The organism is Microcystis sp. M53598_WE2 (assembly GCF_030067735.1).
Classification (GTDB): domain Bacteria; phylum Cyanobacteriota; class Cyanobacteriia; order Cyanobacteriales; family Microcystaceae; genus Microcystis; species Microcystis aeruginosa.
In genome coordinates, this window is the sequence record NZ_JASJFE010000237.1 from 1 (window position 1) to 11,727 (window position 11,727).

The window sequence follows — 11,727 nt, forward strand, 5'->3', positions numbered from 1 at the left end:
AAATTCAGGTACTTTTTCCCTGAAAATTAGGTAACTGACTACCTCAAAATCGGTAAAACCCTACACCCCACACCCCACACCCCACACCCTGCCCCCACCAACAAACTTTTTGCCGCAAACCCTATCTAACCATCTGCCGATTGCCTCGGTTGATTCCTATCCAAATCAGGTAATTTTAGTTGTTCGCCATGGAAATCTGGATTATTTTACGTTTTTCAATCGCCGCTGCCATTATCGCTTTAGTTTGCTGGTCTTTAGCCAGTGCCGTGCGCGATAGTTGGCAAGTTGCCCGACGGATGCACTCCATCCCTTGCTCCCACTGCCGCTACTTTACCAACGATTATCGCCTCAAATGTAGTGTACAACCCAGGAGCGCCAACACCGAACAAGCGATCGACTGCGGCGATTATTTTCCCGGGGCCTAGTCGGCAATAATACCGAAAAGCTGTTCGAGATGGTGCGAAATTTGCTAGTCTAGGCTAAATAGGTCTGAAATAGTATAGAAACGTGGATACAATTATTGGTCGGGGCAAAACAGCCCGTAGAGCTTACGGTATCGATGAAATCGCACTTGTACCCGGAGTGCGAACCCTCGATCCTAGTTTAGCCGATACCCGTTGGTCTCTCGGCAATATCGAGCGGGAAATCCCGATTATCGCCAGCGCTATGGATGGGGTGGTGGATACTAAAATGGCCGTCCTTCTCTCCGAGTTGGGGGCGCTAGGGGTACTAAACCTCGAAGGTATTCAAACTCGTTACGAGGATCCTAACCCGATTCTCGATCGCATTACCGCAGTCGGCAAAGCAGAATTCGTCGGTTTAATGCAGGAACTCTACGCAGAACCGATTAAACCGCAACTAATCGAGCTTCGTATCCAAGAAATTCAAGAAAAAGGCGGTATTGCGGCAGTTAGCCTCACCCCTGCCGGTGCCGTCAAATACGGTGCTATCGTCGCCCAAGCAGCGGCCGATATTCTCTTTGTCCAAGCAACCGTTGTTTCCACTGCCCATTTATCCCCGGAAGCTATCACCCCCCTCGATTTAGTGCAACTGTGCCAAGAAATGCCCATTCCCGTGGTTTTGGGCAACTGCGTCACCTACGAAGTCGCCCTTAACCTGATGAAAACCGGGGCAGCCGGGGTTTTGGTCGGTATCGGTCCCGGGGCTGCCTGTACTTCTCGCGGCGTTTTAGGAGTGGGAGTTCCCCAAGCCACTGCTGTGGCCGATTGTGCCGCCGCTAGGGACGATTTTTTCCAGGAAACTGGTAAATACGTCCCCGTTATTGCCGATGGCGGCATTATTACCGGCGGTGATATCTGCAAATGTATCGCCTGTGGGGCCGATGCGGTGATGATTGGTTCTCCCATTGCCCGGTCCTTGGAGGCCCCCGGGCGCGGTTTTCACTGGGGTATGGCCACACCTAGTCCGGTTCTACCCCGGGGAACCCGAATTAGTGTGGGCAGTACGGGAACTATTGCCGAAATCCTCGTAGGACCGGCAAAATTAGATGATGGTACTCATAACCTCTTGGGGGCGCTGAAAACCAGTATGGGAACTTTGGGTGCTAAGAACTTAAAGGAAATGCAACAGGTGGAAGTGGTGATTGCCCCCTCGCTGCTGACGGAGGGTAAAGTCTATCAAAAGGCCCAGCAGTTAGGTATGGGTAAATAAAAGTTATCGGTGAACAGTGATCGGTTATCTGCTTCTCGGAGCAGTTTTTGATTTTTGCCAGAGATGGATTTTCTGCTTGGGATTACCATCACCTTCAGGTTCGGTTCTACCGACCCCCACTATCTCAAAAAACTGTTAAATTGGAAGGGAGCGTCTCATTTATGCAAGTGAGTAATTATACTTGTCCCTAAAACTGGTTTCTAGCAAGGCTTTCAAAATAGCTTGACATAAAACCTGATTTAGGGGTTACAAAGGTGAGATGCTCCCAATTGGAAGAACCAAAAGGATAATTTAAAAAAATTGAGTTAAGGAGATCAAAGGTGTATAGAGAAAACGATCGCCCTCACAATTTATTTGCTACCGATAGTGAATTTTCCGAGAGTTTGTGGCAGTATGTCCAGACCTTAAGTCCAGAAACAATCGCCCAACTCTCGAAACCGGAGTCCCAAGAGGTTTTCCAAGTGATGGAACGCAACATTATCGGACTTTTGGGCAACCTTCCTTCGGAACATTTCGGGGTCACTATCAGTACCAGTCGCGAACATCTGGGCCGGTTATTGGCCTCAGCAATGATGAGTGGTTACTTTCTCCGCAATGCTGAACAGAGAATGAATTTTGAAAAATCCCTCGCTACTCTCCAGAGCGGTTCCAGTGATGTTTAAAGTTGAGCGGTAGTTAGGTTAGTTGGAAAGGGAAAAAGAAGCAATCAGATTTTAGTTATTTGTTGTTTAACTAATTAGCCATTTGTCTGAGAAAGATAACAATGTAACTTTTATCCGGCTAATAACTGATGACTGATAACTGATAACTGATAACTGATTAAAGACAGTTTTGCTGCCAGAGTAGTTCTTTTTCGATTCCCTGTTTTTCTCCGGGGGGGACAGTCCTTTCCCGCATGATATAAAGTTGCAGGGATTTAATTTGTTGATCACTACCGTGCTGCTGATTCCAGTTTTGACAGAGATACTGACCAAACTCTCCATAAACTGACCGACCGATAGCTCGATTAAGATTAATAAAATATACTCGCCACTGCATGGTTTTATACAAACGATTGCGATCGCTTTCGGTGGGTTTATCCCAAATTACTGGCTGTCCTTCTCTAAATATATCTACCGTGGAACCATCGGCTAATTGACTGACTGCCACAAACCAAGCATCATCCCGGGGCGGACTAGGGGAGAAAATAGTCCAATACTGGTCTAAACGAGTTATTCTTGCCAGAATATCAATTGTATTGAAAGTACGACGGGTGAGCAAGCGATCGAGGGACTGAATTAAAGGTGTATTTAAATCGCCTCTAATGGCCGATTGCCGGACAAAACTGCGTAAATTCCAGATACTCGTCAACAAGAAGAAGAAAATTACCAAAATATTTAAAGGTAAAGAGGATTTAATCGTCAGGGGACGAAACTTGAGAGGTTTGGTGAAATTGCCCATAAAACGACGATGGGAGGCAATCCACTCATAAATTCTCGTTCCCACGGCCATAAGGGGCGGTAAACGCAAAATTGGCGCTAAAAACCAGAAAATTGGCGAAAGACTGACAATATAAACCACTGCTGACCATTTAAACTGACGTTTTCCCTGCCAATCTTCCACCACCCAAGAATTTTGGGCCACCATATCCTCGTATATTGAGGGGTTATCCTGAGCGACTAACAGGGGAGTGCCGGGTAAAATGAGAAACGTGCGGAGAAGATGAACAACTTTTTTGCAAAATCCACAATCTCGATCATAATTAATCCTTAAACCTTCTCTTTCTGGGTTTATTATCCGTTTTTGTCCCCAATCCCAGACTAAGCTAGGGATAATCGGCAACCAATGGGTAACACTCAAGATAGGGAAAACCCCTAAATGTAGAATCAGTCCAAAAACCGTATGCAAGAAAATAAAGGAAACTACGGCGATTATTTTAAATAAACTATTGCGAAAGGGAACAAACATCAATAGCGGACCGAACCATTCAAAGCCTAGGGCTGAAATTGTTAGAAATTTGAGGAATTGCTGCGGTAAAGTCAGTAAAAAACTCCCCAAAGCGGTAGCGTATTGATCGTAACTAAGAGAGTAATAAACGGCTGTACCGTCGGGCCACCAAGTCTCACTTTTGAGTTTAAAGACCACTGACCACATATAGATGTAACACACCTGTATCATAAAAGCGACCGTGGCAGCCGAAACCACACGCTTGGGTAAGGGGTTGGGATTGGTGTTTAAGGCACTTTCCACGGAATAACAGGCACCAAGGGGTAAAAACATCGCCCAGAATAATACTGCCCGGATTACGTCATCGGCGGCAAATAGTAACAGGGGGTTGCGATGATGTAAAGAGACGATTAGCGCCCAAGTGGCGATCGTCGCTAAACGGGTATGATAGCCAATTAAAAGCAATAATGCGATCGCTATAGCGACAATAAACAGGATACTCTGCACCAGCACCGAGTCACTGAGAGCAAAAATAGACCAGTAAAAAGGACTAGCAGAGACTTTCGATAAGCTTCCTAGGGGTAAAACCCCCAATCCGCTGTAATGGGCAGTTACTTGGCTAAAACGAACCGATAAATCTACTAAAACCACTAACGCCAAGGCAATGCGAAATAAAGCCAGCGATCGCAGGTCAAACCCGAAAATCTCTGCCAGTCTTTGTCTAAATGATTTTGTCATTATCGCCATAGGATGATGATTCCCTCCACTTCTTCAATAAACCTACTTTATAGCAATTGACATACTCCCACCGTCAAGCTACGCTGTGACGGTGGGAATATGTCAACCTTGGAATTTCTCTATCTCTACAGATAAAAAACTACCGATTCCGTCGTCGCCATTCCCAGGGTGGCATCGGGTTTCCCCCGAAAATTCCCTTGCGATTCGAGGGAGTTTCCTTAAAAGCCCTCTCGATTTCATTCCAGCTTGGACAGTCAGCCTTGAATCGATCATAAGCCCAAACCATACCGTCCTTCACCTGCTGAAGTTGAACTAGCTGACCCCCTGCGTACACCTCGGCTACGGTGCGCCCGAAGCGATCTGGCTTCGCCAGCGCTCCGCTCCCGGTATTGTAAAGTATCCACAGCATTGATAGTGACTTGGTTATTTGCCCGGTTGATGAGCGATCGCAGTTATAAAAACCTCAAAAAGTGATCGCGGATCAGTTGAAGGTCAAGAAAAAGCGATCGCAGATTAAATTATTGGGGATGAAGCGCAACCGTAGGAAGCTGGCTATTTCTCATTGGTCGATTTTTGAGATGGGTCTTCAAATCCCCATTTTTTCCACTCCTCCCCAATTTGCTCCCCAATTTGCTCCCCAATTTCCTTCTTAATTCCGCACCATCCGTTTTTAATATTTTGTTTTTGCTTTTCCGTTAGTTGCCAAGACAGAGGTGGTTTATTTTCACCATTTTTACCATTCTTTGGAAAAAAGATAGGACAATATGCGATCTTTACTTGATTTTTCCATCGCTGTTGAAGAAGTTCTACTTCAGTAGAAACTCGAGACAACTGGGTAGTATCACGGACGCTGAATAAGGTCAGTAAAGGACCTATTATCGCCTGAAACCAGCCTCCCTCAATCTTAGATTTCGAGGGAGTAGATTCAGGAAAAGCATTGATCTGTAACAAAAGAACTCGTTTAATGTTAAGTCCTTTCTGGGGGTCTAGCCATTCATTGAGCCATTCCACCATTGTTACCATACCAGAATTATCGAAATAGCCACCATCGGCAATATGATAATTCCCTTTTGGATTTTCACCAACATAGCGAGAAATAGGCGAGACATAAGAAAAAGTTGCTGAGAGCCTTGCGGCTGTGACAACATCAATGTCATATCCCGCATAAAGGGTGTTAAAATCCACTGATTTGTTGCTACTAGGTTTACAAAAAGTCATCGGTGAAATTAGAAATCGACGACCATCTTCAACCAGAGTCGCATTGAAAATAGGGATGGGAATTTTACCATTTAAAATTTGTTCGCTCCAAGTAGATAAAAATTGTTTGCTATTGGGATTTTTTAACTCTCCTTGCCAATCTGTCTCTATTACTTTTCCCCGATCGCACATTTTAGGAGCGAGAAAAGGAAGCCCAATAATGCGCCATAAATCAGGATAAGCTAATCCCCAACCTACCGCATCCAAACTATCTTCAGTAGCACTCTTAAAGATATTTTCAAACTCCTTAGACTCAGGATATCCTTTATCGGCAAAGCGATCGAGATAATACATCGTTCCAACTGAACCACCTGAAACAGAGCTAATAAAACCAATTGACTTGGTAAACGAATTACCTAGCATATCTTGTAATCCCGTCAGGACTTGAACTGTCCAGCCGGCGGCTTGAATGCCGCCCCCACTCGCACAGACAACTACTAAGGTCTTTTCCTTTTCTTCTTCTTGATACTCGAGTCGTTTTTCTATTGCCTTTTTGAAATCCTTGGGATCGTATTTGTTTGCCTCATTTAAGTTTAATTCAAAAAAGTGATCCACCTCAAACAGCGCATACATCAAAGCAACAATAACCACAAAGAGCAGAAAGACAGGAACGCGATAGTAATCGAAATAGAAGGTTAGGCTTCCAGACAAGGGTGCTATCATCATGATGATTAGCATCACATACATTAGGGCAGCCGCTTCTTTTTTCTGATCGGATGGTTGAGATTGTGGCTGAAATTTCCAACCAATGATGCCATAGACGATGAAGGCAACTATAAAAAAAGCGATGTTACTCAGATGACCTTCAAGGAATTGCTGTGGTTTTGGCTGTGTTCCTATAATATAGCCTTCAGTTTTATGTCTGGTAATGAATTCAACGAAACTAATGAGTAACTTATTGTTAGCAAAGTTAGTAAATATCCAGGTTTTCGTCTGAATCACTGCAAACAACAGCACCAAACTCAATAACACGCTGAAAATCACTCCTTGGATGGGATTCTTTTCTTTAATTTCCTCTTTTGAAAGCTTATAAGAGGTGACGCAGATCGGTAAACTCAAAGCGATCGCCAACCCATATTGCCAGATGTCAGAAATTTCGAGCCACGGTGATAGTCCAAAACGATCTGGCGCACCTTTGAGAAGCATATAGGCATTAATAATGACCCCTATTGCCGCCATGTTTGCACTGACAATTACAGAGATAAGTTGCCACGGACCACGAAGAACAAATAAATTTCTCAGCATGGCTGGCAGCCATAAGGTAGCTATTAGAGGGAGTGTCACCAGCAGTAAACCCCAGAGAATAGGCGCACGCAAGAAAAAAAGATATTTCCAGAAAGAATCAGGAATGTGCCACCAAACCACTACAGCGATCGCAATTATGCCGATGCCGATGATGATCTGTGGAATGTAGTTTAGTTTCTGTTTTGAATTCGTAGTGTTCATGATTTTGTCCTATTTTCAAAGTGTTAAGTAGGTGGGTGGAATTAAATATAAGATGAACGTAGGTTGGGTTGAAGCATGAAACCCAACGCCCGTATAGTTTACGCTACCGCTAACCCATCCTACAAATAATTGTGCCTCCCTACTTAACCAGGCGATAGAGATGATTGACAGAGTGAAACTGCTGTTATGTAGTCTGCACCATTATTCCTGAAAATTCTCATTAGCATTAACGATAAAACTCTGGTGTTGTGGTGGCTTTCCGCAGACATCTTTGATTTTTTTATTAACGTCTAATGATGAGAATGGGAGGAGTTGATTATAACCAGAATAATGTTAATAGGCATTATTAGGAGAAAGAGAATTATCAACTCTAACTTTATCACTCCCTTGGCAAAAGATTTTTTTCAAAGCCAAGGGTTAAGTGAGGCAGAGGAGGATAGGGGCGATCGCTCCCAAAAGAGAAAGCTCCAGACTGATTTGCTATCCTGCTTTCAAGCTCCAGCAGTTGATACCACAGAAAGAGCGCACGCAGGACTATGCCTGCGGTGTTACGTTTCTGAGCCGATTCTCAACGCCTGCCGCAAAATCGATCATTTGTTCGGAGACGATCAGTCGTCAGTCGTTCACTAAGAGTTTGGCTTGAAAAACTAAAAGGAAGGTTGAAAAACTACGTGTTTACCACCATCTCCGTCCCGAGTAAACCAACCCTTCATAGCCCAATTAATCCAGCCCCCATCACCATCATGGGTAAATTCACCGCTTTTGAACGCCCATACCCCATAAAGAGTACCATCAGGAGCAGTTGCTGATCCGTAAAATACTACATCCTTAAGCCCACCAGTTTGAGGATGCTGATTCATATTAACAGCTAATACATTATATTTTTGTCCCGCTTGATAAAAAACGGTTTCGACAAGATTATCTGTAAATGCTCCACGTCCTGCATTGTTTTTTACTGCATCTGCAATAGCATTACCTATTGCGAGAGGATCTATGTTAATACTAACACCAACACTACCATCAGCTAATGCATTAGTACTCATCACAACAAGTGTTGTAACAACAAAAATTGCTCCAGAAATGCTCTTTATTACTTTTTGAATTTGAGTAGTCATAATTTTCTCCTTCGATGAATTATTGTTACGAGTAGACATGATTGGTTCACGGTTATACTTTGAGTTATTTGTAGTGGAAGCATTGTTGTTGGAATATGCTGATTGTGTCATTGGAAAGATTCTCCTTGTTGAGTAATAGAGCTAAGATGAACTAAATTAGAGATATCAATTTAAGGCGGGACAGCTTTTACAGCAATAGTTTAAGCTTTTAACTACCTTATTTGTCTTCCTTCTACCCGTTAGTAGTTGTCAGCAAAATCGACCTATACACTTGAAGGCTAAATTCTAGAAACTCTTAGGTCTGGCAAGGGATGATCAGTTCTGGAAAATCTGGAACTGAGCCATCTTGTCTAAATCTAGATCTCCCCAGTTTTTTTCCGATTTCCTGTATAAGCTAAAATGGCTGACATCTATTGATCAGGTGAGCTAATCGCAAGCTCAACAAACTTCGGGAGAGCGTAGTATGAGTGCTGCATCAAGATACTGCAACCTTTGGCGCATTGACCCTGCCAGCGATCGCACTGGATATAAGCGTTGTTTCCTCCCGTTGGCAAATGATTTTTTTCAAAGCCAAGGGTTAAGTGAGGCAGAAGAGGATAGGGGCGATCGCTCCCAACAGAGAAATCTCCAGACTGATTTGCTATCCCGCTTTCAAGCTCCAGCAGTTGATACCACAGAAAGAGCGCAGGCGGGTCTATGCCTGCGCTGTTACGTTTCTGAGCCGATTCTCAACGCCTGCCGCAAAATCGATCATTTGTTCGGAGACGATCGCTCCTTTACTTACCGAGATTTGCTGCCGTTTGTCCTCAATGACGACGGGAAAACGCTGATGGTTTTAGACTCAGATGGCAAAACCTATCTCACCTTAGACCCCACTGGCAAGCCTCAAACAACGGCTTATCAATGTTTCTCACTGCAAATTCTGCGAACCTTTAAGCCCAACGCTCAATCCAGTATGAGCTTAGATAACTGGACTTATTTACAAACCAAACAAAATCCAGAATTAAAGAATTTTTTATCCGAGTTTGGCTTCAAACAATTGAGCGACTGGGCGCTACTCAATCGCACTCGCTCGAAACAATTGCAACAACTGGCAGAACGCAATCGCCACTTAATTGCCGCCTTCCACGCTGTCTATCGTCGAGACAGGCATCAGCAACACCAGGGTACGAAACGCTGTCTAGATCCCACAACCGGGCAACTTCAAGAGATGGTGACTTATTTAAAAGCACGAAATATCACAATTCAGCCCAACCAATTGATCACAGAACTGCGAAGAGTGGCACTACAACTTAGACAATTTGACCTTTGGAGCCATCGAGAACCGTTAGAGGTTGAAGATCCAGAGACAGGCGATCGCCTGATTCGCTCAGAGCTGCCGCAGGATATTGCCAGTGAATATAATGTGGAGCAGCAAGAGCAACAAGAAATGTTGGAATTCTTCCACAAACAGCTTCAACTTGCCTTAGTTCATTCCATTAAGCAGGCAATTAGCGATCGCATTACTTATTTAAAAAAAAGCAAAGGGTATGCCGCTTTCGCCGATCGATTTATTCCAGGATTACACCTCTATTATTCTCAGGGCATCGCCCTGAAAGAGATTGCTGATTTATTAAAAATGTCTGGTTGGGCGCAAGCAAGACGGGTGTTGAATCCGGGAGAGTTAATTAACATTGTTCGGACATTGACAATTCGACAAGTGCTTGACCAAATGCTGAAGAAAGCTGAAGAGAAAGGACTGACTGCTCTTCCTCCTCAACCCGATTATTTAGAAAATTTAGCCAAGCAAATCGAGGCGCTGGCAGATGCAGAAATATTTCAGGAAGCGTTTGAAGAAATTCAAGCGGGAAAGAATCGTCTGATGAAAAGTGTATATGCTCAACAGCTTTGCTTTTACTTAGAAGAGTGTACCAAGGTTACACAAGGAGTTTCGTAATGTTTAGCTTAAGAGCGATCCCACCAGGTTTAAATCTTAGCCGACCTGAAGCCATAAGGCTTGAACCAGAACAGTTTGAGCAGGCGCTAGTCAATCCCCTAGCCAGTCCCTCAGTCGATGAAGCGGGTCAGTGGCAACTCTATCTGAATGCGCTGGCACTATTGGGTTTTGAGCAATGGCTAGAGAAACGCGCTCCATCACACTGCCTCGATCGAACTCAATGTATCAATCATATTGGTGCTGTTTACAACCTTAAAATTGATGAATTTAAGCTAAATTTAATTGTCAAAGAGCAGGTTCTAGATGAAGTAGTGGAAATTCCCAGAGAAGCGATCGAACAGCCGGCTCTTGTCGCTCATTTCTATGTCCTGCTTGAGGTCTGTGAAGAGCAGCAGCGAGTGATGATTCGAGGCTTTTTGCGATCTGACCGACTCATGAATTATTGCCATCGGGTCAGTGATGGTTTACAAAACGATTATTATCAAATTCCCCTATCTGTTTTCGATCCTGAACCCAATCATTTATTGTTCTACTGTGATTTTCTAGAACCTGCCTCAATACTATTGCCCGTCATTTCAACGGAGCATACCGCAACGCCTGAAGCAATCTCTGAAACCACATTAACGGCTTCTCAAGAAACTCCTATCCAGTTAGGACAGTGGATACAGGGGGTCTTTGCAGCAGGATGGCAAGCGATCGACGATCTGTTTAGTCCAGAAGTTCATCTTGCTTGGAGTCCTCGGAATCAGAGAGAGGGTGCAAAACGCGGGAAGCTTATTGACTTGGGGATGGAGTTGCAAGGACAGAGAGTGGTCTTGTTGGTGAATGTTACAGAAGAAGCCGATAATCAGCTATCTGTGCTGGTTCAGTTACATCCGGCGGGTGAGGAGCGATATCTGCCACCCCAGATCGCCTTAACGTTGCTTTCTCAGGCAGGCAAAAAGCTTCAAGAAGTGGGCTCCAGAACGCAAGATAACTATATTCAGCTTAAATCTTTTAAAGGGCGCTCTGGTATCCCCTTTAGTATTGTGGTTAGTCTCGGTGACACCTGCCTCTGCGAGAATTTTGAACTCTAGGCGTTGGGGTATCATGGGCGTTTTCTACACAGGCAAAACTACCTTACAGGGGATAGAATTTATAGCGTTATTGAAAGAGCCAAACTTTCGTTCTATCCCTAGGAGCGTTCCATGACGGCAATTGCGATCGATGACAGCGGAAAACTAGAAATTCCTCTAGAAATCCGTCAACAACTCGGCATCACCACAGCCCAATCCCTCAATCTTGAGGTTAGACAAGGCTGCATCATCCTACAACCCTTGGAGCAAGAAGCTAAAGTCCAACGTCAAGGCAGTGCCTTAGTGCTAGAAACCCCACCCCTCGGCAATCTCGATACCCTTATTGATGACCTCCGCGAGGAACGCATTCAAAGCCAATTGCCTGCATGAAATGTCTCTTTGATACCTCTGCTCTCATCGCTGCCCTATTGACTGGACACACTCATCGGAAATTTTGGGTCTGAAACCCCGCCGTTCTAGGTTGGCTTTACGTTAGAATTAAAAGGCCAGTCTCGAAAACCAAGTGGACGGCGCAGCACCTTGAAAACTCGGCTTAGGGGGTTCCGACCAGAAAAGCTTGGCC

At 44.4% G+C, this 11,727-nt stretch carries 10 protein-coding genes; 6 read left to right on the plus strand and 4 right to left on the minus strand.

What is annotated here, in order from left to right; all coding sequences use genetic code 11:
• Positions 1-188 precede the first annotated feature (188 nt).
• The 3 genes from PX636_RS04950 (at position 189) to PX636_RS04960 (ending at position 2,333) form a co-directional block, all read left to right on the plus strand.
• Positions 189-425, plus strand: a complete 237-nt coding sequence (locus PX636_RS04950; RefSeq protein ID WP_043997914.1) for a hypothetical protein — start codon at positions 189-191, stop codon at positions 423-425.
• Positions 426-507: 82 nt separating this feature from the next.
• Positions 508-1,671 carry a GuaB3 family IMP dehydrogenase-related protein gene (locus PX636_RS04955; RefSeq protein WP_221275373.1) on the plus strand — a complete coding sequence of 388 codons (1,164 nt, stop codon included), beginning with the start codon at positions 508-510 and terminating at the stop codon, positions 1,669-1,671.
• 320 nt (positions 1,672-1,991) lie between these two features.
• The gene (locus PX636_RS04960; protein WP_046663153.1) at positions 1,992-2,333 is read left to right on the plus strand and encodes a DUF760 domain-containing protein; all 342 of its coding nucleotides are present in this window, start codon (positions 1,992-1,994) and stop codon (positions 2,331-2,333) included.
• Between the two features lie 157 nt (positions 2,334-2,490).
• Here the strand turns inward: PX636_RS04960 and PX636_RS04965 are convergent, their stop codons facing one another.
• From PX636_RS04965 to PX636_RS04980, 4 genes are all read right to left on the minus strand, one after another.
• Positions 2,491-4,344 carry a hypothetical protein gene (locus tag PX636_RS04965; RefSeq protein WP_288116380.1) on the minus strand — a complete coding sequence of 618 codons (1,854 nt, stop codon included), beginning with the start codon at positions 4,342-4,344 and terminating at the stop codon, positions 2,491-2,493.
• A 130-nt stretch (positions 4,345-4,474) separates the two neighbouring features.
• Positions 4,475-4,744, minus strand: a complete 270-nt coding sequence (locus PX636_RS04970; RefSeq protein WP_242034759.1) for a thermonuclease family protein — start codon at positions 4,742-4,744, stop codon at positions 4,475-4,477.
• 143 nt (positions 4,745-4,887) lie between these two features.
• The gene (locus tag PX636_RS04975) at positions 4,888-7,038 is read right to left on the minus strand and encodes a patatin-like phospholipase family protein (protein WP_288116381.1); all 2,151 of its coding nucleotides are present in this window, start codon (positions 7,036-7,038) and stop codon (positions 4,888-4,890) included.
• Between the two features lie 647 nt (positions 7,039-7,685).
• Complete coding sequence (locus tag PX636_RS04980; RefSeq protein WP_288116382.1) at positions 7,686-8,153, minus strand: hypothetical protein; 468 nt, start codon at positions 8,151-8,153, stop codon at positions 7,686-7,688.
• A gap of 463 nt (positions 8,154-8,616) precedes the next feature.
• Between PX636_RS04980 and PX636_RS04985 the strand changes: the two genes are divergently transcribed.
• From PX636_RS04985 to PX636_RS04995, 3 genes are all read left to right on the plus strand, one after another.
• Complete coding sequence (locus PX636_RS04985) at positions 8,617-10,089, plus strand: hypothetical protein (RefSeq protein ID WP_288116383.1); 1,473 nt, start codon at positions 8,617-8,619, stop codon at positions 10,087-10,089.
• Positions 10,089-11,165, plus strand: coding sequence for a DUF1822 family protein (locus PX636_RS04990; protein WP_288116384.1), 1,077 nt, complete (start codon positions 10,089-10,091; stop codon positions 11,163-11,165). Before PX636_RS04985 ends, PX636_RS04990 begins: the two co-directional genes overlap by 1 nt.
• A gap of 111 nt (positions 11,166-11,276) precedes the next feature.
• Complete coding sequence (locus tag PX636_RS04995) at positions 11,277-11,534, plus strand: AbrB/MazE/SpoVT family DNA-binding domain-containing protein (protein ID WP_147070163.1); 258 nt, start codon at positions 11,277-11,279, stop codon at positions 11,532-11,534.
• Positions 11,535-11,727 lie beyond the last annotated feature (193 nt).